At 60.7% G+C, this 25190-nt stretch carries 17 protein-coding genes, 2 tRNA genes and 3 rRNA genes; 18 read left to right on the top strand and 4 right to left on the bottom strand.

Going from position 1 to position 25190, the window contains the following annotated elements; genetic code table 11:
• Positions 1-166: 166 nt before the first annotated feature.
• Both HG549_RS19785 and HG549_RS19780 read left to right on the top strand, forming a co-directional pair.
• On the top strand, positions 167-478 hold the full coding sequence (locus HG549_RS19785) for a DUF2288 domain-containing protein (protein WP_170031813.1): 312 nt from the start codon (positions 167-169) through the stop codon (positions 476-478).
• 179 nt (positions 479-657) lie between these two features.
• Positions 658-1545 (top strand): NAD(P)-dependent oxidoreductase, encoded by an 888-nt coding sequence (locus HG549_RS19780; RefSeq protein ID WP_170031810.1) that lies wholly within the window; start codon positions 658-660, stop codon positions 1543-1545.
• A gap of 70 nt (positions 1546-1615) precedes the next feature.
• On the opposite strand, the gene rapA is transcribed toward HG549_RS19780, so the two are convergent.
• Complete coding sequence (gene rapA, locus HG549_RS19775; RefSeq protein WP_170031807.1) at positions 1616-4462, bottom strand: RNA polymerase-associated protein RapA; 2847 nt, start codon at positions 4460-4462, stop codon at positions 1616-1618.
• Positions 4463-4638: 176 nt separating this feature from the next.
• Between rapA and HG549_RS19770 the strand changes: the two genes are divergently transcribed.
• The 7 genes from HG549_RS19770 to HG549_RS19745 all read left to right on the top strand — a co-directional run bounded on the left by HG549_RS19770 (position 4639) and on the right by HG549_RS19745 (position 9498).
• A complete protein-coding gene (locus HG549_RS19770) occupies positions 4639-5334 on the top strand; it encodes a M949_RS01915 family surface polysaccharide biosynthesis protein (protein ID WP_170031804.1) in 696 nt (231 codons plus the stop codon).
• A gap of 62 nt (positions 5335-5396) precedes the next feature.
• Positions 5397-5723 (top strand): aspartate-semialdehyde dehydrogenase, encoded by a 327-nt coding sequence (locus HG549_RS19765; protein ID WP_170031801.1) that lies wholly within the window; start codon positions 5397-5399, stop codon positions 5721-5723.
• Between the two features lie 67 nt (positions 5724-5790).
• On the top strand, positions 5791-5952 hold the full coding sequence (locus HG549_RS19760) for a hypothetical protein (protein ID WP_170031798.1): 162 nt from the start codon (positions 5791-5793) through the stop codon (positions 5950-5952).
• 135 nt (positions 5953-6087) lie between these two features.
• Positions 6088-6204 carry a cytochrome c oxidase subunit CcoM gene (gene ccoM, locus HG549_RS26150; protein WP_027918924.1) on the top strand — a complete coding sequence of 39 codons (117 nt, stop codon included), beginning with the start codon at positions 6088-6090 and terminating at the stop codon, positions 6202-6204.
• 236 nt (positions 6205-6440) lie between these two features.
• Positions 6441-8429 (top strand): FUSC family protein, encoded by a 1989-nt coding sequence (locus HG549_RS19755; protein ID WP_170031795.1) that lies wholly within the window; start codon positions 6441-6443, stop codon positions 8427-8429.
• On the top strand, positions 8416-8622 hold the full coding sequence (locus HG549_RS19750; protein ID WP_170031792.1) for a DUF1656 domain-containing protein: 207 nt from the start codon (positions 8416-8418) through the stop codon (positions 8620-8622). Before HG549_RS19755 ends, HG549_RS19750 begins: the two co-directional genes overlap by 14 nt.
• Before the next feature lie 12 nt (positions 8623-8634).
• Positions 8635-9498 carry an HlyD family secretion protein gene (locus HG549_RS19745; protein ID WP_170031789.1) on the top strand — a complete coding sequence of 288 codons (864 nt, stop codon included), beginning with the start codon at positions 8635-8637 and terminating at the stop codon, positions 9496-9498.
• An 86-nt stretch (positions 9499-9584) separates the two neighbouring features.
• Here HG549_RS19745 and HG549_RS19740 read toward each other — a convergent pair whose 3' ends face one another.
• On the bottom strand, positions 9585-10343 hold the full coding sequence (locus tag HG549_RS19740) for an SDR family NAD(P)-dependent oxidoreductase (RefSeq protein WP_170031786.1): 759 nt from the start codon (positions 10341-10343) through the stop codon (positions 9585-9587).
• A 112-nt stretch (positions 10344-10455) separates the two neighbouring features.
• On the opposite strand from HG549_RS19740, the gene HG549_RS19735 reads away from it, so the two are divergent.
• Positions 10456-11364 (top strand): LysR family transcriptional regulator, encoded by a 909-nt coding sequence (locus HG549_RS19735; protein ID WP_170031783.1) that lies wholly within the window; start codon positions 10456-10458, stop codon positions 11362-11364.
• A 119-nt stretch (positions 11365-11483) separates the two neighbouring features.
• Positions 11484-11813, top strand: coding sequence for a DUF2025 family protein (locus HG549_RS19730; RefSeq protein WP_170031780.1), 330 nt, complete (start codon positions 11484-11486; stop codon positions 11811-11813).
• Positions 11814-11815: 2 nt separating this feature from the next.
• Here the strand turns inward: HG549_RS19730 and HG549_RS19725 are convergent, their stop codons facing one another.
• Both HG549_RS19725 and HG549_RS19720 read right to left on the bottom strand, forming a co-directional pair.
• The gene (locus HG549_RS19725) at positions 11816-14401 is read right to left on the bottom strand and encodes an EAL domain-containing protein (protein ID WP_170031778.1); all 2586 of its coding nucleotides are present in this window, start codon (positions 14399-14401) and stop codon (positions 11816-11818) included.
• A 135-nt stretch (positions 14402-14536) separates the two neighbouring features.
• Complete coding sequence (locus HG549_RS19720; protein ID WP_170031776.1) at positions 14537-15433, bottom strand: formate/nitrite transporter family protein; 897 nt, start codon at positions 15431-15433, stop codon at positions 14537-14539.
• Positions 15434-15890: 457 nt separating this feature from the next.
• On the opposite strand from HG549_RS19720, the gene HG549_RS19715 reads away from it, so the two are divergent.
• The 7 genes from HG549_RS19715 to HG549_RS19685 all read left to right on the top strand — a co-directional run bounded on the left by HG549_RS19715 (position 15891) and on the right by HG549_RS19685 (position 25157).
• Positions 15891-17427 (top strand): 16S ribosomal RNA (locus HG549_RS19715).
• An 85-nt stretch (positions 17428-17512) separates the two neighbouring features.
• A tRNA-Ile gene (locus HG549_RS19710) sits at positions 17513-17589 on the top strand.
• A gap of 26 nt (positions 17590-17615) precedes the next feature.
• Positions 17616-17691: transfer RNA gene (locus HG549_RS19705), tRNA-Ala, on the top strand.
• Between the two features lie 245 nt (positions 17692-17936).
• A 23S ribosomal RNA gene (locus HG549_RS19700) occupies positions 17937-20828 on the top strand.
• Positions 20829-20962: 134 nt separating this feature from the next.
• Positions 20963-21078: ribosomal RNA gene (gene rrf / locus HG549_RS19695) — 5S ribosomal RNA — on the top strand.
• The 16S, 23S and 5S rRNA genes sit together here with 2 tRNA genes alongside, the layout of an rRNA operon.
• Before the next feature lie 344 nt (positions 21079-21422).
• Positions 21423-23066: an acetolactate synthase large subunit gene (locus HG549_RS19690; protein WP_170031773.1), complete on the top strand. Its 1644-nt coding sequence runs from the start codon at positions 21423-21425 to the stop codon at positions 23064-23066.
• Between the two features lie 144 nt (positions 23067-23210).
• Complete coding sequence (locus HG549_RS19685; RefSeq protein ID WP_170031770.1) at positions 23211-25157, top strand: FAD-dependent oxidoreductase; 1947 nt, start codon at positions 23211-23213, stop codon at positions 25155-25157.
• The last annotated feature ends 33 nt before the right edge of the window (positions 25158-25190 follow it).

The following is a 25190-nucleotide window of genomic DNA, read 5'->3' as shown; positions in this document are numbered from 1 at the left end:
TGTCGCTTGGTCGACACAAAGATACAAAAAAGCGCCATCAAACTGCCTGCATCTGCGATCCCGCCCCACAAGTTCGGGATCAATCGACCAAATTACATATTTGAAACCGGGTTTTTCTGCAAAAATGCCGGCCTTTTTAATTGACCGATTTTTGCGGATACCACCCATGACTGATCACACAAGCACCCTCTATGCCAAATTGCTTGGCGAGACGGCAATCATCGAGTGGAAAGCGTTGGAGCGTTTCTGGGCCAAGGGTGACCTGATTTGGGTCGACCCGAGCCTGGACCTGATCACCGTTGCCGAGGCAATGGCCGAGAATCGCAGCGAGATCTTCGCCAAGTGGCGTAGTGATGGCACTGTCGGCCCGGTGACCGCCGAGCAGGCCCAAGAGCTGCAAAGCCGCGATCCAGAGATCTGGGCCGTGGTGGTTTCACCGTTCATCGTGATTCAGGTGAAGCGCCCAGCCGAGGCGTGATCGTTTTTGGTGCGCGAAAATGCGCAACAGCTCCGTTCTGGTGCTTGGTGGCGCTCAGGGCGAGTGGAGGGAAGTAACAATTCGGCGTGGCGGTAACAGTTTACGGGATGCGTAATACCCCACCGTTGCTGCAAGTTCCTGGGCAGCCTGGGTAATGTTCGACCAGTCAGGAGTCATAGATGAGTACTGCACTACCTTCGCTTGGATTCGCCGGCATCGGCCTGATGGGCCTGCCCATGTGCCGACGCCTGCTGGCCGCAGGCTACCCGCTGACCGTTTGGAACCGCAGCCCGGGCAAGTGTGCCGCGCTCCTCGCCGCCGGCGCGCGCCTGGCCAGCAGCCCTGCCGAACTGTGCCGCGACAGCGACATGCTGCTGCTGTGCCTGGCCGACACCGCCGTGGTGCGCGAAGTGGTGTTCGGTGAGCAAGGCATTGCCCAGGGTGGGCGCCGTGGCCAGTTGCTGGTCGATTTCTCCAGCCTGGAACCTACCGCGACGCGGGAAATGGCTGCCGAGCTGGCGGCCCTGTGCGGCATGGCCTGGCTGGATGCCCCGGTGTCAGGCGGCACACCGGGTGCCGAAGCCGGCACCCTGGCGATCATGGTCGGTGGCGCGGCGGCGGACCTGGAGCGCGCGCGCCCGGTGTTGCAGGTACTTGGCCAGCGCGTGACGCACATGGGCGCGGTGGGGGCGGGGCAGGTAACCAAGGCCTGCAACCAGATGATCGTGGCCTGCAATGCCCTGGTAATCGCCGAAGTGGTGGCGCTGGCGGAACAGTCGGGGGTGGATGCGACACTGATCGCCGAAGCACTGGCGGGCGGTTTTGCCGATTCCAGGCCGCTGCAGATCCTCGCGCCGCAAATGGCCGAAAGCCGCTTCGAGCCGATCAAATGGCATGTGCGTACACTGCTCAAGGACCTTGATGGCGCGGTGAAGCTATCCCGCGAGCAAGGCGCGGCGACGCCACTCAGTGGCCTCGCCGCACAACTGATGCGCTTGCATGCCAGCCAGGGCTACCTGGAAAAAGACCCGGCGACCCTGGTCGAACTGTACCGCAGCAAGGGTTGATCACACCGCTGTGGTGTTGCAGCCGCTGCGGCAACTGCAACACCACAGCGGCGCCGGGTGGCCTGGCCGGCTAGCCTGCCACCAGCACGCGGATGGCTTCCAGGCGCAGGGCTGCTTTTTCCAGCATCGCCAGGCCCTCTTCACGCTGCTTGCGCAGCGCCTCGATCTCGCTGTCGCGCACGCTCGGGTTGACCGCTTGCAGTGCAACCAGGCGGGCCAGCTCTTCGTCGGCTTCCGCCGCCAGGCGGCGCTGGGCTTCGGCCACGCGCTCGACGTGGGCCGGCAGGACTTTGGCCTCGCCACTGCTGATGCGCTTGGCCAGCACGTCGCGCTGGGCCTGGACGAACTTGTTGGCGCTGGCGCGCGGTACGCTCTCGAGCTGGTCGTTGAGGGTTTCGAAGGCCACCCGTGATGCCAGGTCGTTGCCGTTGGCATCGAGCAGGCAGCGCAGCGCCGCCGGTGGCAGGTAACGGCCCAGTTGCAGGCTGCGCGGCGCCACCACTTCACTGACGAACAGCAACTCAAGCAGCACGGTGCCGGGCTTGAGCGCCTTGTTCTTGATCAGCGCCACGGCGGTGTTGCCCATCGAACCGGACAGCACCAGGTCCATGCCGCCTTGCACCATCGGGTGTTCCCAGGTGAGGAACTGCATGTCCTCGCGCGACAGGGCCTGGCCGCGGTCGTAGGTGATGGTCACGCCTTCGTCGTCACCCAGCGGGAAACTGGCGTCGAGCATCTTCTCGCTCGGCTTGAGGATCAGGGCGTTTTCCGAATGGTCTTCGCTGTCGATGCCGAATGCGTCGAACAGGGTTTCCATGTAGATCGGCAGGGCGAACTGGTCGTCCTGTTCGAGAATCGCCTCGACCAGCGCCTGGCCTTCACCGCCGCCGCCGGAGTTCAGTTCCAGCAGGCGGTCACGGCCGGTATGCAGTTCGGCTTCCAGGCGTTCGCGCTCGCTGCGGGCGTCGGCCACCAGTGCCTCCCAGGCCTTGCTTTCGCCCCCTTCGAGCAGCGGCAGCAGGCGCGGGCCGAACTGGTGCTGCAGGGCGTTGCCGGTCGGGCAGGTGTTGAGGAAAGCGTTGAGGCCTTCGTGGTACCACTGGAACAGGCGCTCTTGCGGGCTGTCCTGCAGGTATGGGACGTGCAGCTGAATGGTGTGCTTCTGGCCGATCCGGTCGAGGCGGCCGATGCGCTGTTCAAGCAGGTCCGGGTGCGCCGGCAGGTCGAACATCACCAGGTGGTGGGCAAACTGGAAGTTGCGGCCTTCGCTACCGATCTCGGAGCAGATCAGCACCTGCGCGCCGAATTCTTCATCGGCGAAGTAGGCGGCGGCACGGTCGCGTTCGAGGATGCTCATGCCTTCATGGAATACCGAGGCCGGGATGCCGGAGCGCACGCGCAGGGCGTCCTCCAGGTCCATCGCGGTTTCGGCATGGGCGCAGATCACCAGTACCTTGGTGCGCTTGAGCATCTTCAGGGTGTCGATCAGCCAGTCGACGCGCGGGTCGAAACGCCACCAGCGCTCCTCGTCGGCCACTTCGCCCTGGGCCTGGAAGGCGACTTCCGGGTACAGCTCGGCATGCTCGCCGGCTGGCAGCTCGCGGTATTGCTCGGGCGTGGCCAGCGGGTAGGGGTGCAACTGGCGCTCAGGGAAGCCCTGGATGGCCGCGCGGGTGTTGCGGAACAGAACGCGGCCGGTGCCGTGGCGGTCGAGCAGCTCGCGGATCAGCCGTGCGCTGGCCTGGGTATCGCCGTCGCTGACGGCGGCCAGCAGGGCTTCGCCTTCGGCACCGAGGAAGCCCTGGATGGTGGCGTGGGCCTTGGGAGACAGGCGGCCTTCGTCGAGCAGCTCCTGCACGGCTTCGGCCACCGGGCGATAGTGTTCGCTCTCGGCGCGGAAGGCCGCCAGGTCATGGAAACGGTTGGGGTCGAGCAGGCGCAGGCGGGCGAAGTGGCTGTCCTGGCCGAGCTGTTCGGGGGTGGCGGTGAGCAGCAGTACGCCCGGGATCACCTGGGCCAGTTGTTCGACCAGGCCATATTCGGCACTGACCTGGTCTTCGTGCCAGACCAGGTGGTGGGCTTCGTCGACTACCATCAGGTCCCAGCCGGCGGCGAACAGTGCGTCCTGGGCCTTTTCGTCGTCGACCAGCCACTCCAGGGCCACCAGCGCCAGCTGGGCATCCTCGAACGGGTTGCTGGCATCGCTTTCGATGAAGCGTTCTGCGTCGAACAGCGCCACCTGCAGGTTGAAGCGCCGGCGCATTTCCACCAGCCACTGGTGCTGGAGGTTTTCCGGTACCAGGATCAGCACGCGGCTGGCGCGGCCCGACAACAGCTGACGGTGGATCACCAGGCCGGCTTCGATGGTCTTGCCCAGGCCCACTTCGTCGGCCAGCAGGACACGCGGCGCGCTGCGGTCCGCCACTTCGCGGGCAATGTGCAACTGGTGGGCGATGGGTTGGGCGCGGCAGCCGCCCAGGCCCCACAACGCCGATTGCATCTGTTTGCTGGTGTGCTGCAGGGTGTTGTAGCGCAGGCTGAACCACGACAGCGGGTCGATCTGCCCGGCGAACAGGCGGTCGCTGGCCAGGCGGAACTGGATGAAGTTCGACAGCTGGGTTTCTGGCAGGGTGCGTGGCTGGTTCTGCCCGTCCAGGCCGTGATAGACCATCAGCCCGTCGATGTCCTCGACCTCGCGCACAGTCAGCTTCCAGCCTTCGAAGTGGGTGATCTGGTCGCCCGGCGAGAAGCGCACGCGGGTCAGCGGCGCATTGCGCAGGGAATATTGGCGGGTGTCGCCAGTGGCCGGGTAGAGCACGGTCAACAGGCGGCCATCCTGCGCCAGGATGGTACCCAGGCCGAGCTCGGCTTCGCTGTCGCTGATCCAGCGTTGCCCCGGTTGATACTGCTGCGCCATACTGCCTGAACTCCCGCGATGAAAAAGCCGATTATGTTAACGGATCGGCCGGTCGGACCAAAGTGCCGTGCGTACCGAAAGGTGTGCAAAATGCAGCAACAGGCCGACTCACGCCATGCCACAGTCTAGCCGTTTCATCGCTCATACCGTGCTGCTGAAGAGGGCCCCGGATCACCATGTCTGCCAAGCACCGCTGGATCAGCACCTCGATCGCCGTGGGCAGCCTGTTGCTGCTGGCCGCCTGCGAACAGAAGGACTTCGCCACCTTGCCCGCCATCCCGATGGAGCAGCTCGAAGTACTGGGCGTGCAGACGCCGATCAAGAGCGTGCATTTTCGTGACCGCGACGGTGAAGGCCTGTTGGTACTGAGCCGCAGCGATGGTCAGGCCAGCGACCCGGAAAGTGAACAGGAAGTGGACAAGGTGGTGCTCAAGGCCACGTTGTACGGGCGCAGCGCCGAAAACGACGCGTTCAAGGCGCGCTGGCAGATCGAGCAGGAAACCACTTGCCCGGGGCTGGACCTGGATGTGGATTTCTACAACGACGTCAGCGACGTCAGCGACCTGAACAAGGACGGTGTCGCCGAGGTGACGGTTGCCAGCCACGCCTTCTGTGGCGGCGGCATCGATCCGCATGACATTGCCATCGAGATGCGCGAAGGGCAGGCCAGCTACACCATCACCGGCCAGTCGCTGATTACCCCGGCGGGTGAAGAGCCGATCGGCGGTGAGCGCGAGGACAGTGCCTCGCTCAAATCCGCACCGCAGGTGCTGCGCGAGCACATGGACGCGGTCTGGCAGCAGGTTTACAAGCGCCCCTGGAGCGAGGCCAGCCCGCCAGCCGACGACGATACTGACGACGAAGCCGAATAAAGCCTGACCATGCCTTCAGGTAAATCTGCACCTGCCGATACAGAGGGCATAGGAGAACCTTCATGTTGCCACCGCTCATTCCGCTCAGTGCCGCACCGGTGACTTCACAACAGGATCCGGTCAAGCCGACCCCCGATATCAAGCCGGTGGTACCGACGCAGCCGGCATCCAGTGAAACTGCCATCGACCTCAAGCGCCAGCGTGACCCGCAGGAGCAGGCGCTGCTGCTGCGCGATGAGCAACGCCGCCAGCAACGCCGGCGCAAGGACGACGACGAGCGCTACAGCGCGATGCCGGGTGATGAGGTCAACGCCGACAACACCGTCCCGGTGGCACCGCTGATGGGCGAGCACGCACGCCAAGGGTTGCTGGTGGACATCGAAGTCTGAGGTGGGGCTGGTCAGCGCCAGCGCCTGGCTTCATCATGCAAGTCTCAGTTGATCGTCGAGCCCACCCATGAGCCAAGACAACCTCATCGATTTCGATGCCGAACGCGCCAAGCGCGCCCACGACCTCAAGGAAAAGCGCCTGAACGAAATGCGCAACGCATTCGAACAGGCGCTGCCGCTGAATACCGGCAAGAAAAAGAAGCCCAAGGGCAAGCCGAAGAAGCGCTGAAACTTGACGCAGGTCAACCCTGCACCCGCCTCGCGTGCCCGGCCCCGGGCACCATTGACCCCGATCAATTTTCCCGCCCCTGACATTGGTTAACGTGCACCCATCGGACAACGGCAAACGAATGGGGAGGCCAGCATGTTCTTCGACAATGTGGTTATCGCCGGGGTGGTAACGGTCGGGTTGATGTTTGCATTCTTTGCCGGTCTGGGCATTTTCATCTGGAAGGACTCGCACAAGCGCAAGCCGCGCTGACCTTTCGGGTACACGAGCACGCAAGGCATTTGGGGCGACTTCGGTCGCCCATTTTTTTGCCGGCGATTTTATGCCGCGCTGGGCACGGTTCGAGTGGCAGCGGGGCTGCCCGCGAAAACGCCGGAGCAGGAATGCTCGCCGCTATCAAGATGATTAGCTAGCTAATTAATAGGTTTCGCTTTATTCTTCCTGCCATTGTCTATCTTTGAACAAGTCATCCCCGCAAGGTCCGCCTCGTGCCTATCACCCTCCAGGCCCTGTTCGCCCCCAGCAGTCTCGCCGTCAAGTTCGCCATCAAGACCCTGCTCGGTGGCGGCCTGGCCCTGTGGCTGGCGATGCGCTGGGGCCTGGAGCAACCGGCCTGGGCGTTGATGACGGCCTTCATCGTCGCCCAGCCGCTGTCCGGCATGGTGGTGCAGAAGGGCCTGGCGCGGCTGGCCGGGACGCTGGTCGGCACGCTCATGTCGGTGCTGTTCATCGGCCTGTTCGCCCAGGCCCCCGGCCTGTTCCTGCTTACCCTGGCCCTGTGGCTGGCCCTGTGCACTGCCGCTTCCACCCAATTGCGCAGCGCCTGGGCCTATGCCTTCGTGCTGGCCGGCTACACCGCCGCGATCATCGCCTTGCCGGCCATCGACCATCCGCTGCAGGTGTTCGACCAGGCCGTCGCACGCTGCACCGAGATCTGCCTGGGGATCTTCTGTGCCACCGCCAGCAGTGCGCTGCTGTGGCCCATGCGCGTCGAACAGCAACTGGGCGGGCAGGCCCGCCAGGCCTGGCAGAACGGCCTGCAGGCGGCCAGTGCCATGCTGGGTGGCGAGGACGAGGCGCGCAAAGGCCTGCTGGAGAGCCTGGGGCGTATCGTGGCCATCGATAGCCAGCGCGAACACGCCTGGTTCGAAGGCAACCGCGGGCGCCAACGTGCCCGCGCCATTCGTGGCCTGAGCCAGAAGCTGATGGTACTGCTGCGGATTTCCCGCTCGGTGCGCCGCCAATGGCGACAACTTGACCAACACGAGACCGAGCACCTGGCGCCTTGGCTGGAGCAGGTGCGCGCGTTGCTGGGCAAGCCCGACCCGCCCAGCCTGCTGTTGCTGCGCCAGCGCATCTGGGATGCCGCGCACGCGGAGCAGATCAGTTCGGCGGAACATTTCTGCCTGGCGCGCATGGCCTTGCTGCTGGATTACGCCATGGCCGCCGGCCAGGCGCTGGAGGACGTGGAGGCGGGCAGGGCGCCGAAGGATGTGTCGCAAGGCCTGGCGGTGCATCGTGACTGGTCGCTTGCCCTGCTGTTCGGCTCACGCAGTGCGTTGGCCTTTCTGGTGATGAGCGGCTTCTGGTTGGCCACGGCGTGGCCGTCGGCACCGGGTGGGCTGGTGCTGACCTGTGTGGTGTGCAGCCTGTTCGCCAGCCGTGAGAACGGCGCCCAGATCGGTCTGAGCTTCTTGCGGGGGATCTTCCTGGCGGTACCCACCGCATTTCTGGTCGGGCAGATACTGCTGCCGCAATGGAGCAGCTTCGCCATGCTCTGCCTGGGCATGGGCGTGCCGCTGTTTCTGGGGGCACTGGGCATGGCGCACCCACGCACCGGGGCCACGGCCACCTCGTATTGCCTGCACTTCATCGTGCTGGTGTCGCCGCTCAACGCCATGCAGTTCGGCGTGGCCACCCTGCTCAACAGTGCCTTGGCCATGCTGGTGGGGGTGTCGGCAGCGGTGATGGCCTTCCGCTTGCTGGTGTTCCGTCACCCGGCCTGGCTGGGCCGGCGCCTGCGCGCGGCGACCCAGAGTGACCTGGTACGCCTGACCCGGCGTGACCTGCGCGGGGCCGACACCTGGTTCGGCGGGCGTATGGCCGACCGCCTGATGCAGCTGGCACGGCATGCCGGTGAACTGCCCGACAATGAGCGCAAGCGCTGGGATGACGGCCTGCATGGGCTGGATATCGGTGATGAACTGGTACACCTGCGCATGTGCCTGGCAGTGGCCCAGGCACCGCTGGGCCAGGCCGAGCGCGAATACCTGCAGCAGCTGGAGACGGTGCTGGCCAAGGGGCCGGCGCCTGGGCGTGGCCAGTACCTGGATGCCAGCAGCGAAGCGTTCATAGCGGCCTTGCGCAGGCAGCCGTCGAGCGACCCGTTGCGCTTGGCCGAAGGGGCGGTGTTGCAATTACAGAAAAGCTGGGCCAAGTGGTGCCGCTGGCAGGAGGAAGCCCATGGGGTTGCGTGAATGGGAAATGGGCGGTGTGCTGTTCAGCCCGTTCCTGGTCTATGTGTTGCTGGCGCTGGTGCTTACCGGCGTGTTGCGCCTGGTGGTGCAGGCCACGCCGTTGGGGCGCTGGATCTGGCATGAAGCGCTGTTCGACGCGGCACTGTTCGTTTGTGTGTTGTTCCTGGTGGTGCGACTGCTGGGGCCCTTATAAAGGAGTGTTTCGATGCGTGCGGCCGTACGTATTCTGGTGACCTTGTGTGTGGTGGCCCTGGCCGTGTTCGCCGGCTACCAGCTGTGGCAGTACTACATGCTCACCCCCTGGACGCGCGATGCCCGCGTGCGCGCCGACGTAGTGGTGATTGCCCCCGACGTATCGGGCTGGGTGCGAGAGCTGAAGGTCCGGGACAACCAACAGGTCAAGGCGGGCGACCTGTTGATGAGCATCGACCGCGAGCGCTTCCAGGCGGCGTTCGACCAGGCCAGCGCCGTGACCGAAACCCGCGCCCAGCAGCTGCGCCTGCGCGAGCGTGAAGCGGCGCGGCGTACCGCCCTTGGGCCAGAAGCGATCAGTGCCGAGCTGCGTGAAAACGCCCAGATCAATGCGGCCATAGCGCGTGGCCAATTGCACGAGGCCGAGGCGCAGTTGCAGATTGCCAGGATCAACCTGGCACGTAGTGAGGTACGAGCACCTCGCAGCGGGCATATCACCAACCTGCGGCTGGCCGAAGGCAACTATGTCAACGCCGGGGAATCGGTGATGGCGCTGGTGGATGATGCGACCTTCTATATCCAGGCCTATTTCGAGGAAACCAAGCTGCCGCGCATCCGTGTGGGGGACACGGTGAAAGTCTGGCTGATGGGCGCAGGCGAGCCGATGCAAGGGCACGTGGAGAGCATCAGCCGCGGCATCACCGACCGCAACAGCAACCCGGACAGCCAGTTGCTGCCGGAGGTGGAACCGACCTTCAACTGGGTGCGCCTGGCGCAGCGCATCCCGGTACGCATTCGTCTGGACCAGGTGCCGGAGGGGGTGGCCCTGAGTGCGGGGATGACGGCGAGTGTGCAGGTGCATGAGGACTTGAAGTAGCTGCCGAGGCCGTTGCGCAGCGGTTTGTATTGCTGTGAGCGGCCTGGTGTCGCGATGGGCCGCAACGCGGCCCGGAAATTCGCGGTTCAGAGAAACATCCCGCCCGACACCTCCAGCCGCTGCCCGGTGATCCAGCCATTGCCGTCTTCGAGCAACAGCGCAATCGCCGCGCCGATATCATCCGGCAATCCCACCCGCCCCAACGCCGTGTTGCCGGCGATGTATTCATTCACCTGGCGGTTATCCCTTACCACACCGCCGCCGAAATCGGTCTCGATCGCCCCCGGCGCCAGAATGTTCACGCGAATGCCGCGCGCGCCGAGTTCCTTGGCCTGGTAGCGGGTCAGCACTTCCATCGCGCCCTTCATCGCGGCATAGGCGGCATACCCTGGCAGGGCGAAGCGCGCCAGGCCGGTGGAGATATTGACGATGCGGCCATTGTCCACCAACAGCGGCAACAGCCGTTGGGTAAGGAAGAACGGCCCTTTCAACTGGATGTTCAGCAATTGGTCGAACTGCGCCTCGCTGGTCTCGGTATACGGCACGTTCAGCCCGATCCCGGCATTGTTCACCAGAAAGTCGAAACGCTCGCGGCCAAACTGCTGTTGCAGGGTGGTTGCCAGGCGCTCGGCGAAACCGGCGAAACTGCCGCTGTCGCCAACGTCCAGCGGCAACATGGCGGCCTTGACCCCGGCTTGTTCCAGGCGGGCGGCCACCTCCTGGGCTTCGTCCGCCTTGCTGTGGTAGGTGCCGATCACATCGATACCGCGTGCGGCCAGGTGTTCGGCGGCGTTGCGGCCAAGGCCGCGGCTGGCGCCAGTGATGAGGGCAATCTTGCGGGTCATGGTGAATACCTCATGGTGGGTGGATGAGGACAGGTTATTGGTCAGCCAGGCACTGTTAAATCCAGCGAAAATGGAAATACTGTTCGGTAAAACCGGATAGCAGGAGGCCTGAGTGAACAAGCTGGAGTTGTTGCGCACCTTTGTGCGAGTCAGTGAAGTCAGCAGTTTCACCTTGGCGGCAGAAAGCCTGGGGCTGCCACGTTCGACCGTGTCGGAGCAGGTGAGGGCGCTGGAGCGCATGCTCGGTACGCAGCTGTTCAACCGCACCACCCGCCGGGTACGGGCAACCCAGGACGGCGTGTTGCTGTATGAGCGCAGCAAGGACCTGCTGTCGGGCATGGACGAGATCGAAAGCCTGTTCCGGGCCGACGATGCCGAGCTGGCCGGGCGCCTGCGTATCGACCTGCCGACGATGATGGCCCGTCGGCTGATCATCCCGCTGCTGCCGCAGTTCCTGCAGCGCTTTCCACGCCTGGAAGTGGAGCTGAGTTGCACCGATCGCCAGGTCGACCTGTTGCGCGAAGGCTTCGATTGCGTGATGCGCATCGGTGCCCTGCATGACCTGGATGTAGCGGCGCGGCCGGTCGGGCAGCTGAGCATGTGCAATTGTGCCAGCCCAACCTACCTGGCTCGCTACGGTGTGCCTCGCACGTTGCAGGACCTGGCCGGGCACCAGTTGGTGCACTATGTGCGCACCCTGGGCGGGCGCAGCGCCGGGTTCGAATACATGCACGGCAATGAAGTGCGCTACCAGGCCATGGCCGGTGTGGTCACGGTCAACAATGCCGAGGCGTATTCGGCTGCTTGCCTGGCCGGGCTGGGGCTGATCCAGGTGCCGGCGGTGGCCGTGACCGAGCACCTGCAGCGCGGCGAGTTGGTTGCCGTGCTGCCGGACTGGCAGGCGCCGGCCATGCCGGTGTCACTGCTGTATGTCCGGCAACGGCACGTGCCGCGCCGGGTACAGGCATTCATGCAATGGCTGGGCGAGGTCCTGCGCTCACAGGTCGACGGCGGCAACTGAGCGGTGAAAAGCGTGGCATCCGTGCCGCGGCTTGCGTTAGGCTTCGCCCATGAGTTGCCCGCAGAGGCGACCCTCCCGCCTGGCGTGCGTATCTTCCGATTTCTTTGCGAGGTTACGTCATGGCCATCACTTCTCAGGACATCTGCAACGCTGCCGAGCAGCTCAAGGGCTTTGTCGGTTTCAATGGCAAGCGCGGCGTGCACATCGTGCGCTTTTCCGAGGACGCGTTCGGCATGGACGTGGCCGATGCCAGCATCACACCTTGCAGCGAGTTTGTCTGGCGGCCCGAGCAGGGGCAGCGCATGGTGCTGTGCCGCGAACGGTTGGCGTTGTTGCTGGAACAGCACGTCGATGAGCGCTTGAACATCGGTGAGCCGCTGCGTGCCTACATACGTCGTCACGATCTGCCGGAAATCATCGCCGAACGCAGCCTGCAGCAGCCATGCTGACGCTACAGGTACGGGGCCGAGCGTTCGGCGGCTTGTTGCCACAACGCCTCGAGCCCTGCACTGTCCAGTGGCCGGCTGAGATAATAGCCCTGCACCTCATGGCACAGGTCCTTCTCCAGCATCTCGAGCTGCTGCTCGCTCTCTACCCCTTCTGCCGTCACCGTCAGCCCCAGCGCTTTGCCCAGGCTGATGATGGCCTGGACCACGGCGCGGTCGCTGCCGCCACCGCTGCCGAGGCCGCCGATGAAGCGCTTGTCGATCTTGATGCTGTCGAACGGGTAGGTGCGCAGGTAGCCCAGTGACGAATAACCGGTGCCGAAGTCGTCCATGTTCAGGCGCACACCCAGTTCCTTGAGTGCCAGCATGGTGCCCAGCGCGCCTTCGATATCGTTGAGCATCACATTTTCGGTGATTTCCAGCTCCAGGCGCTGGGCAGGAAATGCGGTGTCCAGCAGGATCTCGCGCACGTCCGCCACCACATCGCTGCGCAGGAACTGGGCCGGTGACAGGTTTACCGAAATCAGCACGTCGGCAGGCCAGTCCAGGGCGGTGCGGCAGGCTTCGCGCAGCACCCAGCGGCCCAGCGCGACGATGATGTCGCTGTGTTCGGCCAGCGGGATGAAGGTATCCGGCCCGAGTAGCCCTTCTTGTGGGTGCTGCCAGCGCAGCAAGGCTTCGACGGCGACGATGCGCAGGTCGTTGAGGCGGTAGCGCGGCTGGTAATGCAATACGAACTCCTGGTTGCGCAGGGCCCGGCGCATGTCGTTCTCCAGCTGGCGGCGGTACTGGATCTGCTGGTTCATCTCGGCCGCGAAATAGCGCCAGGTATTCTTGCCATCGGCCTTGGCCTGGTACAGGGCAATGTCGGCGCAGCGGATCAGCTCGCCGGCATCGAAGCCCTGGGTACGGGTCTGGGCTACGCCGATGCTGGCGCCGACGTGCAGGGGCTGGCTGTCGAACACGATGGGCTGCTGCAGCAGGGCGATCAGGCGCGCACAGAAACTGTCGATTTCGCTGCGGTTGTCCATGCCGCTGAGCACCAGGATGAATTCGTCGCCGCCCAGGCGTGCGACCAGGTCGCCATCGCGCGTGCTGTCGCGCAGGCGCGTGGCCACTTCCAGCAGCACGGCGTCGCCGGCGGTATGGCCGAGGGTGTCGTTGATCGGTTTGAAGTCGTCGAGGTCCAGCAGCAGCAAGGTCATCGGCGGCGAGTCACTGCCGCGCAGCAGCGCCTGCTCCAGGTGCCGGGCGAGCTTGTTGCGGTTGGCCAGCCCGGTCAGCGGGTCATGCAGCGACAGGTGCTGGATGCGGGCGTGCGCGTCGACTTCATCGGTGATGTCGCTGGCGGTGCCGCGATAACCGACGGGTTTGCCATCGTACCAGATGGCACGGGCCGAAATCCGGCAATAGCGGTTCTGGCCGTTCTGGTCGCGGTAGGTACAGCGCAGGTTGGCCAGCTGTTGCGGGTCGGCCATGGCCAGGCTGTCCAGCCACGGCGACAGAGGGGTGGTATCGCAGGCCAGCAATTGGTTGAGCGGCTGGCCGAGCCAGTCGCTCACCGGGTAGCCGGTGACCTTGGTGAAGCGTTGCGACAGATAGCTCAGGCGTTGCTGTCGGTCAGTTTCCCAGATCCAGTCGGACGCCGACTCGGCTACTGCGCGAAAGCGCTGTTCGCTGGCCTCCAGGGCCTGGTTGCTCTGCTGCAGGCGGGCGAGCGTGAGGTCGATTGCCCGCGAACTGCGCAAGGCGTGGCGAAACAGGTACAGCATGACCAGGCCGAGAATCAGCAAGGCACCTGCCAGTGGCGGCAATACCGCCTGCAACAGCTGGCGCCCCGGCATCGGGTTGTTCCAGGACAGGTGGAAGCCGGTGTTGCCGAGGTCGATGTGCAGATGCTCGTGCTCCCCGACGTCGTCCTTTTCCACGTGCAGGCTGTTCAGGCCGACAGCGGTGCCCAGCCGTGCCAGCTTGTCCTCGGTGAGCTGGTCGACAAACAGCATCACCGGCGCCTGGCGCACCTCGTTCTCGCTGACCTCCCGGTCCGGGCGCACTGCCGCGGCACTGAGTACCGCCGGCCAACCATTGAACAGGACGAAACGGCTGATCTGTTCACGGGGTATGGCCGCCGCACGGGCCTGGTCGATGATCGGCTGCAGCGCTTCTTCTATATAGGTACTGGCCGCCGCCTGGGTAGGCTGGCCTTTGAACAAACCGTAGGTGGTACGCGTGTCATCCACCACGAATACCCCTTCGTAGCCGCTGGCGCTGTACAACGACTCGCCCACGTTCTTTTCTTCATAGGCCCATTTCCAGTCGGTCTGCCCTGCCAGGTGCTCGTAGGCGGCATCCCATACCGCGTAGGCTGACAGGAACTGGCGCGAGGCGAGAAGGCGTTGTTCCAGCGCCTGGTTCGCCTGCATGGCACTGCGCTGGCGCTCCTGCTGGTCAAGCGTGCCGGCGATATTGAACAGCGCGCCGACGATAACCAGGCAGGCCAAGCCGAAAACAGCGCTGAAGCCGGCGATGAGGCGGCGCACCTGGAAGCGCGGTGTGGGGCTGGCGGGTGCAAGGTTGGCGGTCCTGGCCATGCGCGAGCGGCTCCTTCAGGAAACCTCCCGCCAAGCATTCAGGAAGGAGGTTCAATCAGGATAGGCCAGCTTGAGCGTGGCAGCCTGGCCGCCGGCAAAAATGCAGGGCGGCCGGGCGAGCCGGCGTTCTTGGGCTTACGTTTGGCCGTCGTTGCGGCGACGCCCGCCTGCCGGGTTGCCTTTCAGCAAGCGCGAGGGTGGCTTGCCGCTGTCACTGCGCACCTGCGCATGGCTGATCAAGCCGAAGATGAAGCTGCCGCCGATGATGTTGCCGGCCAGTGTCGGCAGGGCGAACTCCAGCCAGAAACTGCGCCAGGTTTCATCGCCGGCCCACACCAGGTAGGACACTTCGACCGAGCCGACCACGATATGGGTGAAGTCGCCCAGGGCCATCAGGTAGGTGATCATCAGGATGATCCAGATCTTGGCGTGCTCCATCGACGGAATCATCCACACCATGGTGGCGATCATCCAGCCGGACACGATGCCTTTGGCGAACATCTGGCTGATATCGTTGTGCATGACCTTGCGCCCCACCTCGAGGAAGGCTACGTCGGTCTTGGCGTCGAAGATCGGCAGTTCCAGCATGACCCAGGCCACCAGCAGGGTGCCGGCCAGGTTGCCAAGCAGTACCACGCACCACAGCCGCAGCAGGCGCCCGAAATTGGCCAGGGTGGGAGAGGTCATGACCGGCAACACGGCGGTCAGGGTGTTTTCCGTGAACAGCTGCTGACGCGCCAGGATCACGGCAAGAAAGCCGGCACTGTAGCCGATGCTGGCGACCACCTGGGCACTTTCGCCCTGAGGGAGGCGGGCGTAGAACAGGCCCATGGCCATGAGTGAGAGGCCCATGGACAAACCGGCAGCCAGGGCCGACCACCACAGTGCAGCGAGGGTCCGCTCCAGCTCCTGGTCGCCCTGGTAGCGAATGATCTCGTGCAGTACCGCCGCGCGGGGCGGTTGGTTCAAGCTGACTTCCTGTTCCTCATCCGCCGACAGACCCGGGGTTTTCTCGCTTTGCGCATCGCTCATGGCCGCTCCGCTCCGTTGGGGGTGTTCCTTTACAGATCCACGGCGTTTTGATTAGTTGCCGGGTCATCGCCGGCGCTGCAGAAAGTTTTTTCAGATCAAGGTGTTGACTCTGATTTCAAAGCGCGTATTATTCGCCTCCTCGCAGCGATGAACGCTTCGGGGCAAGCGGTAAGTGATTGAAGTTCAAAGGTTTCGAAAGAAGCTGGCGGTAAAAAACTTCAAAATAAACGCTTGACAGCAAATGAGGAAAGCGTAGAATGCGCGCCTCGGTTGAGACGAAACGCTCTTAACCAAACGCTCTTTAACAAATCGAATCAAGCAATTCGTGTGGGTGCTTGTGAGTACGGACTGATAGTCACAAAGATTATCAGCATCACAAGTGGCCATGCGAGAAATCACATAGTCATTTGAGATTGCTGAGCCAAGTTTAGGGTTTCTTAAAAACCCAAGCAGTATTGAACTGAAGAGTTTGATCATGGCTCAGATTGAACGCTGGCGGCAGGCCTAACACATGCAAGTCGAGCGGATGACGGGAGCTTGCTCCTTGATTCAGCGGCGGACGGGTGAGTAATGCCTAGGAATCTGCCTGGTAGTGGGGGACAACGTTTCGAAAGGAACGCTAATACCGCATACGTCCTACGGGAGAAAGTGGGGGATCTTCGGACCTCACGCTATCAGATGAGCCTAGGTCGGATTAGCTAGTTGGTGAGGTAATGGCTCACCAAGGCGACGATCCGTAACTGGTCTGAGAGGATGATCAGTCACACTGGAACTGAGACACGGTCCAGACTCCTACGGGAGGCAGCAGTGGGGAATATTGGACAATGGGCGAAAGCCTGATCCAGCCATGCCGCGTGTGTGAAGAAGGTCTTCGGATTGTAAAGCACTTTAAGTTGGGAGGAAGGGCAGTAAGTTAATACCTTGCTGTTTTGACGTTACCGACAGAATAAGCACCGGCTAACTCTGTGCCAGCAGCCGCGGTAATACAGAGGGTGCAAGCGTTAATCGGAATTACTGGGCGTAAAGCGCGCGTAGGTGGTTCGTTAAGTTGGATGTGAAAGCCCCGGGCTCAACCTGGGAACTGCATCCAAAACTGGCGAGCTAGAGTACGGTAGAGGGTGGTGGAATTTCCTGTGTAGCGGTGAAATGCGTAGATATAGGAAGGAACACCAGTGGCGAAGGCGACCACCTGGACTGATACTGACACTGAGGTGCGAAAGCGTGGGGAGCAAACAGGATTAGATACCCTGGTAGTCCACGCCGTAAACGATGTCAACTAGCCGTTGGAATCCTTGAGATTTTAGTGGCGCAGCTAACGCATTAAGTTGACCGCCTGGGGAGTACGGCCGCAAGGTTAAAACTCAAATGAATTGACGGGGGCCCGCACAAGCGGTGGAGCATGTGGTTTAATTCGAAGCAACGCGAAGAACCTTACCAGGCCTTGACATGCAGAGAACTTTCCAGAGATGGATTGGTGCCTTCGGGAACTCTGACACAGGTGCTGCATGGCTGTCGTCAGCTCGTGTCGTGAGATGTTGGGTTAAGTCCCGTAACGAGCGCAACCCTTGTCCTTAGTTACCAGCACGTTATGGTGGGCACTCTAAGGAGACTGCCGGTGACAAACCGGAGGAAGGTGGGGATGACGTCAAGTCATCATGGCCCTTACGGCCTGGGCTACACACGTGCTACAATGGTCGGTACAGAGGGTTGCCAAGCCGCGAGGTGGAGCTAATCTCACAAAACCGATCGTAGTCCGGATCGCAGTCTGCAACTCGACTGCGTGAAGTCGGAATCGCTAGTAATCGCGAATCAGAATGTCGCGGTGAATACGTTCCCGGGCCTTGTACACACCGCCCGTCACACCATGGGAGTGGGTTGCACCAGAAGTAGCTAGTCTAACCTTCGGGAGGACGGTTACCACGGTGTGATTCATGACTGGGGTGAAGTCGTAACAAGGTAGCCGTAGGGGAACCTGCGGCTGGATCACCTCCTTAATCGACGACATCAGCCTGCTGATGAGCTCCCACACGAATTGCTTGATTCATTGTAAAAGACGATGCTGTAACGCGACCCTGTTATAGGTCTGTAGCTCAGTTGGTTAGAGCGCACCCCTGATAAGGGTGAGGTCGGCAGTTCAAATCTGCCCAGACCTACCAATTACTTGGTGCGGCCTAGAATACACGGGGCCATAGCTCAGCTGGGAGAGCGCCTGCCTTGCACGCAGGAGGTCAGCGGTTCGATCCCGCTTGGCTCCACCACTCTTTCAGGTTTCGCAGCACTGCTCAGAACTTAGAAATGAGCATTCCAGTGTGAATGTTGATTTCTGGCTTTTGTCAGATCGTTCTTTAAAAATTCGGATATGTGGTAGATATAGACTGATGGCCAGTTTCACTGCTGGTTAATCAGGCTAAGGTAAAATTTGTGAGTTCTGCTCGAAAGAGCAACATGCGAATTTTCGGCGAATGTCGTCTTCACAGTATAACCAGATTGCTTGGGGTTATATGGTCAAGTGAAGAAGCGCATACGGTGGATGCCTTGGCAGTCAGAGGCGATGAAAGACGTGGTAGCCTGCGATAAGCTTTGGGGAGTCGGCAAACAGACTGTGATCCAGAGATCTCTGAATGGGGGAACCCACTCAGCACAAGCTGAGTATCTTGCACTGAATACATAGGTGCAAGAGGCGAACCAGGGGAACTGAAACATCTAAGTACCCTGAGGAAAAGAAATCAACCGAGATTCCCTTAGTAGTGGCGAGCGAACGGGGACCAGCCCTTAAGTTGATTTGAGATTAGTGGAACGCTCTGGAAAGTGCGGCCATAGTGGGTGATAGCCCCGTACACGAAAATCTCTTGTCAATGAAATCGAGTAGGACGGAGCACGAGAAACTTTGTCTGAACATGGGGGGACCATCCTCCAAGGCTAAATACTACTGACTGACCGATAGTGAACCAGTACCGTGAGGGAAAGGCGAAAAGAACCCCGGAGAGGGGAGTGAAATAGAACCTGAAACCGTATGCGTACAAGCAGTGGGAGCCTACTTTGTTAGGTGACTGCGTACCTTTTGTATAATGGGTCAGCGACTTATATTCAGTGGCGAGCTTAACCGAATAGGGGAGGCGTAGCGAAAGCGAGTCTTAATAGGGCGTTTAGTCGCTGGGTATAGACCCGAAACCGGGCGATCTATCCATGGGCAGGTTGAAGGTTAGGTAACACTGACTGGAGGACCGAACCGACTACCGTTGAAAAGTTAGCGGATGACCTGTGGATCGGAGTGAAAGGCTAATCAAGCTCGGAGATAGCTGGTTCTCCTCGAAAGCTATTTAGGTAGCGCCTCATGTATCACTCCAGGGGGTAGAGCACTGTTTCGGCTAGGGGGTCATCCCGACTTACCAAACCGATGCAAACTCCGAATACCTGGAAGTGCCGAGCATGGGAGACACACGGCGGGTGCTAACGTCCGTCGTGAAAAGGGAAACAACCCAGACCGTCAGCTAAGGTCCCAAAGTCATGGTTAAGTGGGAAACGATGTGGGAAGGCTTAGACAGCTAGGAGGTTGGCTTAGAAGCAGCCACCCTTTAAAGAAAGCGTAATAGCTCACTAGTCGAGTCGGCCTGCGCGGAAGATGTAACGGGGCTCAAACCATGCACCGAAGCTACGGGTGTCATCTTTGATGACGCGGTAGAGGAGCGTTCTGTAAGCCTGTGAAGGTGAGTTGAGAAGCTTGCTGGAGGTATCAGAAGTGCGAATGCTGACATGAGTAACGACAATGCGAGTGAAAAACTCGCACGCCGAAAGACCAAGGTTTCCTGCGCAACGTTAATCGACGCAGGGTTAGTCGGTCCCTAAGGCGAGGCTGAAAAGCGTAGTCGATGGAAAACAGGTTAATATTCCTGTACTTCCAGTTATTGCGATGGAGGGACGGAGAAGGTTAGGCCAGCCTGGCGTTGGTTGTCCAGGTTTAAGGTGGTAGGCTGGAATCTTAGGCAAATCCGGGATTTCAAGGCCGAGAGCTGATGACGAGTTGCCTCTAGGCGACGAAGTGGTTGATACCATGCTTCCAAGAAAAGCTCCTAAGCTTCAGATAACTGGGAACCGTACCCCAAACCGACACAGGTGGTTAGGTAGAGAATACCAAGGCGCTTGAGAGAACTCGGGTGAAGGAACTAGGCAAAATGGCACCGTAACTTCGGGAGAAGGTGCGCCGGCGAGGGTGAAGGACTTGCTCCGTAAGCCCATGCCGGTCGAAGATACCAGGCCGCTGCGACTGTTTATTAAAAACACAGCACTCTGCAAACACGAAAGTGGACGTATAGGGTGTGACGCCTGCCCGGTGCCGGAAGGTTAATTGATGGGGTTAGCGCAAGCGAAGCTCTTGATCGAAGCCCCGGTAAACGGCGGCCGTAACTATAACGGTCCTAAGGTAGCGAAATTCCTTGTCGGGTAAGTTCCGACCTGCACGAATGGCGTAACGATGGCGGCGCTGTCTCCACCCGAGACTCAGTGAAATTGAAATCGCTGTGAAGATGCAGTGTATCCGCGGCTAGACGGAAAGACCCCGTGAACCTTTACTATAGCTTTGCACTGGACTTTGAATTTGCTTGTGTAGGATAGGTGGGAGGCTTTGAAGTGGGGACGCCAGTTCTCATGGAGCCATCCTTGAAATACCACCCTGGCAACTTTGAGGTTCTAACTCAGGTCCGTTATCCGGATCGAGGACAGTGTATGGTGGGTAGTTTGACTGGGGCGGTCTCCTCCCAAAGAGTAACGGAGGAGTACGAAGGTGCGCTCAGACCGGTCGGAAATCGGTCGTAGAGTATAAAGGCAAAAGCGCGCTTGACTGCGAGACAAACACGTCGAGCAGGTACGAAAGTAGGTCTTAGTGATCCGGTGGTTCTGTATGGAAGGGCCATCGCTCAACGGATAAAAGGTACTCCGGGGATAACAGGCTGATACCGCCCAAGAGTTCATATCGACGGCGGTGTTTGGCACCTCGATGTCGGCTCATCACATCCTGGGGCTGAAGCCGGTCCCAAGGGTATGGCTGTTCGCCATTTAAAGTGGTACGCGAGCTGGGTTTAGAACGTCGTGAGACAGTTCGGTCCCTATCTGCCGTGGACGTTTGAGATTTGAGAGGGGCTGCTCCTAGTACGAGAGGACCGGAGTGGACGAACCTCTGGTGTTCCGGTTGTCACGCCAGTGGCATTGCCGGGTAGCTATGTTCGGAAGAGATAACCGCTGAAAGCATCTAAGCGGGAAACTTGCCTCAAGATGAGATCTCACTGGAACCTTGAGTTCCCTGAAGGGCCGTCGAAGACTACGACGTTGATAGGTTGGGTGTGTAAGCGCTGTGAGGCGTTGAGCTAACCAATACTAATTGCCCGTGAGGCTTGACCATATAACACCCAAGCAATTTGCTGACGCAGATTGCGGTGGTGAAGATGATACGAACCGAAAGTTCGCAACGAACCACACATATCGCATATCCGAATTCGCTGGAGTGTCTACCAAGACCTTCTGGCAACAGAATTTCTTGACGACCATAGAGCATTGGAACCACCTGATCCCATCCCGAACTCAGTAGTGAAACGATGCATCGCCGATGGTAGTGTGGGGCTTCCCCATGTGAGAGTAGGTCATCGTCAAGATTCATTTCGCAAAACCCCTATCTGCATATGCAGGTAGGGGTTTTGTCTTTGCGCCGGCAAAACCAGCGCGACCTTGTAGGAGCGGCCTTGCGTCGCGATCGGCCGCACAGCGGCCGCTACCCTGCACCCCCGATCTACCTGGCAAACCGCGTCGCCGGTTTCGCGGCTAAAGCCGCTCCTACAGCGCTCGGCAATATTCCGCCAAATCAGCGTGACTTTTCCGTACCGACCTTTCGTCAAGACTTTGATTCGGGGCACTTCTGGCCCTGAGCCAAGCGATGCCAGCGTACCGTGCTGCGCATTTCCGGACTTCCACCGTCCCATCACTTGAGGTAGCAAGCAAGATGGCCAAGGCCGCCGATGTCGTTGTGCAATGCCTGGAAAACGAAGGTGTCGAGTATGTATTCGGTATTCCCGGTGAAGAAAACCTCGACCTGCTGGAGTCCCTGCGCAAGTCGAAGATCAAACTGGTACTCACCCGTCACGAGCAGTCCGCAGGGTTCATGGCTGCCACCTACGGTCGCCTGACCGGCAAGACTGGCGTCAGCCTGTCCACCCTCGGCCCCGGTGCGACCAACCTGGTTACCGCCAGCGCCTACGCCTACCTGGGCGGCATGCCGATGATGATGATCACCGGCCAGAAGCCGATCAAGAAGTCCAAGCAGGGCCGTTTCCAGATCATCGACGTGTGCGGCATGATGGACCCCATCACCAAGTACACCCACCAGTTCGCCTCGGCCGACAACATCCCGGCGCGCATGCGCGAAGCCTTCCGCCTGGCTGAAGAAGAAAAGCCGGGTGCGGTCCACCTGGAACTGCCAGAGGACATCGCCGCCGAGCAGACCGACAGCCTGCCGATTCCGCCAAGCCTGCACCGCCGCCCGCTGGCCGAGCACAAGGCCATCGAAGCTGCGGTGGAGAAACTGCAGAACGCGCGCAACCCGATCCTGGTGATCGGTGCCGGCGCCAACCGCAAGATGACCGCCAAGGTCCTCAAGCAACTGATCGACAACACCGGCATCCCGTTCATCACCACGCAGATGGGTAAAGGTGTGGTCGACGAGCGCCACCCGCGCTTCCTCGGCAATGCTGCGCTGTCCTCGGGCGACTTCGTCCACCGCGCGATCGAAGCAGCCGATCTGATCGTCAACATCGGCCACGACGTGATCGAGAAGCCGCCGTTCTTCATGGTCCGTGGCGGCACCGAGGTCATCCACATCAACTTCCGCTCCGCTGAAGTGGATGCCGTGTACTTCCCGCAGGTGGAAGTGATCGGTGACATCGCCAACGCCGTCTGGCAGATCGGCGAAGCGCTGAGCGACACCTCGCACTGGGACTTCACCCGCCTGATGGCCATCCGTGAAGCCAACGAAGCCCAGATCGCCGAAGGCGCCGACGATAGCCGCTTCCCGGTCTACCCGCAGCGCCTGGTCGCCGACATCCGTCGCGTGCTGCCGTCCGAAGGCATCGTGGCCCTGGACAACGGTATCTACAAGATCTGGTTCGCCCGCAACTACAAGGCGCACAAGCCCAACACCGTGCTGCTGGACAACGCCCTGGCGACCATGGGCGCCGGCCTGCCATCGGCGATGGCGGCGCACCTGGTGCACCCGGACCGCCCGGTGATTTCGGTATGCGGCGACGGCGGCTTCATGATGAACAGCCAGGAGCTGGAAACGGCAGTACGCCTGGGCATGCACATCACCGTGGTGATCCTGCGTGACGACGGCTACGGCATGATCCGCTGGAAGCAGGCCAACATGGGCTTCACCGATTTCGGCCTGGACTACGGCAACCCGGACTTCGTCAAGTACGCCGAAGCCTACGGTGCCAACGGCCACCGCGTGGAAAGCGCCGACGGCCTGCTGCCGCTGCTCGAGCACTGCATCAAGACCCCGGGCGTGCATGTGATCGACTGCCCGGTCGATTACAGCGAGAACGACCGCATCCTCAACAGCGAGCTGCGTGAGCGCGCGCTGGCGGTGTAACGCGTAACAGCCCAGTTGCTGCCTATCCGTCAGCCACAGGTTTCTGCCGATCCTGTGGCTGACGGTTGGTGCTAATTAATAACCCCTTCATCTCTTTGGTAATTGTTCACGCTCGGTTCTTCAACCCATGAAGAGCACGAGAACATGACCATCGGTACAACCCACAACCATCCTGCAGACCTCGCCATCGAGCCCTCCCTGCCCATGCAACCGTGGGCCGCGCGTTACCCCAACCCTCCTGATCTGTGCTTTGACTACCGCCGTCTGATCGAACAGGAACAAGGCGTTGCACGAGCCACTCAGCCAGACCACCGGATCTGCATTGTGGGTGCTGGTATTACCGGGCTAACTGCGGCTCGAGAATTGTTGCGGTGCGGCTTTACCCGGATCTCCTTGATCGAGCAGTCGCAGCGTGTGGGGGGGCGTCATCTGACCTGGGTGAATAGCTCCGGGACTCACAAGCAGCCGGCAACCCCTTTCGAGATGGGGGCCATGCGCATGCCGTTTTTCAACAGGACCGGTGAGCCCCCTAAAGACGGGCGCTCGCTCATGGCCTACTACGCCAAGCTGTTCGACCTGAGCATTTCCGATTTTCCGAATCCGGGGACACCGTGGGTCAATGCCACGGGAATATATCTTCGTGATGGCCAGTTGGAGGGTGGTGGCGATCCTGCGCTGCTGGTCTGGCGTAACCCAGAAGGCAAGACACCTCCACCCACCCAGATACTTCAACAGGTCTATTACAAGTGGCAGCATTTTGCGACGCGCTTCGCCGAGCGTATCGCTACGGTTTATGGCACTAATGGTTGGGAGTCGATGTGGTCGGCCATCGTTGAACGCTATCACCGATTATCGTTTAGAGAACTGGTGCATCTACCTACCCTGGCGGCTTGGGATCCTGCAAACCCTGGTGATTTTGGCGGGTTAGGCATGAGCAGCGACGAATCGGCAATCTTCTATGCGATCGGTATTGGCGATGGCAGTTGGGGAGCGTTCTATGACGTCTGCTGCCTGTATCCGCTGCGTACCGCAATCTTTGGCTTCAGTAGCCACTTGCAGTTGGTACATGGGCGGGTTGATCAAGAGGGGGTACCCTATGCGGCACCGCACCTCGAGGCCAGCCTTGTCCCTGACAGCAAAGGGTTGATGTTTCAGGGGCCCGCTTATATAGGCCTCGCGGCGATGGATGAAAGTCTCCTGTTTCTGGACGTCGGCCTGGGCGGCTCCTCGCTGTACGATCACCTGTTGCAACGAGAGGATGGGCTGCTCACTGACACCTCGGTCTGTTCGCTACAGAAACTGGAGAATGGCCAATTGCGGGTCGGTTATCGTTGGCACTGCAGTGATCCGCTTGAAGAGAGCCTCCAATACCAAGACTTCGACAGTGTGATCCTGACTATCCCATCCTGGTTGATCGAAACCAACATCCGTCTTGACGGTTTCAATCGCCAGATACTGCCGCAGACCATCGTGGACGCCTGGAAGCATGCCCATTGGGAGACCAGTTGCAAGGTATATGCTCCGCTGGACAAGCGCTTCCTGGACGGTAAGTCGGCTTTACCCCAAATCCTCGTAACCGACAGTTTTGTCCACGACGTGTATGCCTATCGATACAACGATAGTTATCCAGAGGACTGCATCCTGCTGAGTTATACCTGGGAGGACGATGCAACGAAGCTGGCCGCATTTTCCGACGAGGAGTTGGGGCAGAAATGCATGAACGAGCTTGACCGAATTTTGCTGCGGTGTAGCAACATAGGCGAGGCCATATCACCCTACATTGACACTCGCAACATCCGCATACAACGATGGATGACAGATAAGAACGCCCTCGGATGTGCAAAGTTGTACCGCGCAGGCACTTATTACGATGCGGTAAACCTGATGAAATACAACCGAGATTTCAGCGCCCAGTCAGGCCTGTATCTGGCTGGAGAGTCCTTCTCTGTTGACGCCGGCTGGACCGAGCCGTGTTTACGAACGGCTGTGGATGTGGTGATCAACCTTTGCGATAGAACATCAGCGCAGTTTCACGGTGGTTTCAGCCTGGACCATTACCCGCACTATCAAGTCAGGATCCAAGGCTGTTAGCGTGTTGATTGTAGGGCCATTCCTACAATATCT

Source organism: Pseudomonas sp. SK (assembly GCF_012975065.1).
GTDB lineage: Bacteria > Pseudomonadota > Gammaproteobacteria > Pseudomonadales > Pseudomonadaceae > Aquipseudomonas > Aquipseudomonas anuradhapurensis.
The sequence above is the reverse complement of the archived record's forward strand: the minus strand, read 5'-3'. Positions and strand labels throughout refer to the sequence as shown.

Excerpts from the sequence above, each read along its gene's own strand:
- HG549_RS19730 (WP_170031780.1), top strand. The coding sequence starts at position 11,484 with ATGGCCATCACTTCTCAGGACATCTGCAACGCTGCCGAGCAGCTCAAG.
- HG549_RS19750 (WP_170031792.1), top strand. The coding sequence starts at position 8,416 with ATGGGGTTGCGTGAATGGGAAATGGGCGGTGTGCTGTTCAGCCCGTTC.
- HG549_RS19770 (WP_170031804.1), top strand. The coding sequence starts at position 4,639 with ATGTCTGCCAAGCACCGCTGGATCAGCACCTCGATCGCCGTGGGCAGC.
- rapA (WP_170031807.1), bottom strand. The coding sequence starts at position 4,462 with ATGGCGCAGCAGTATCAACCGGGGCAACGCTGGATCAGCGACAGCGAA.
- ccoM (WP_027918924.1), top strand. The coding sequence starts at position 6,088 with ATGTTCTTCGACAATGTGGTTATCGCCGGGGTGGTAACGGTCGGGTTG.
- HG549_RS19785 (WP_170031813.1), top strand. The coding sequence starts at position 167 with ATGACTGATCACACAAGCACCCTCTATGCCAAATTGCTTGGCGAGACG.
- HG549_RS19690 (WP_170031773.1), top strand. The coding sequence starts at position 21,423 with ATGGCCAAGGCCGCCGATGTCGTTGTGCAATGCCTGGAAAACGAAGGT.
- HG549_RS19760 (WP_170031798.1), top strand. The coding sequence starts at position 5,791 with ATGAGCCAAGACAACCTCATCGATTTCGATGCCGAACGCGCCAAGCGC.
- HG549_RS19740 (WP_170031786.1), bottom strand. The coding sequence starts at position 10,343 with ATGACCCGCAAGATTGCCCTCATCACTGGCGCCAGCCGCGGCCTTGGC.
- HG549_RS19685 (WP_170031770.1), top strand. The coding sequence starts at position 23,211 with ATGACCATCGGTACAACCCACAACCATCCTGCAGACCTCGCCATCGAG.
- HG549_RS19720 (WP_170031776.1), bottom strand. The coding sequence starts at position 15,433 with ATGAGCGATGCGCAAAGCGAGAAAACCCCGGGTCTGTCGGCGGATGAG.
- HG549_RS19780 (WP_170031810.1), top strand. The coding sequence starts at position 658 with ATGAGTACTGCACTACCTTCGCTTGGATTCGCCGGCATCGGCCTGATG.
- HG549_RS19745 (WP_170031789.1), top strand. The coding sequence starts at position 8,635 with ATGCGTGCGGCCGTACGTATTCTGGTGACCTTGTGTGTGGTGGCCCTG.
- HG549_RS19765 (WP_170031801.1), top strand. The coding sequence starts at position 5,397 with ATGTTGCCACCGCTCATTCCGCTCAGTGCCGCACCGGTGACTTCACAA.
- HG549_RS19725 (WP_170031778.1), bottom strand. The coding sequence starts at position 14,401 with ATGGCCAGGACCGCCAACCTTGCACCCGCCAGCCCCACACCGCGCTTC.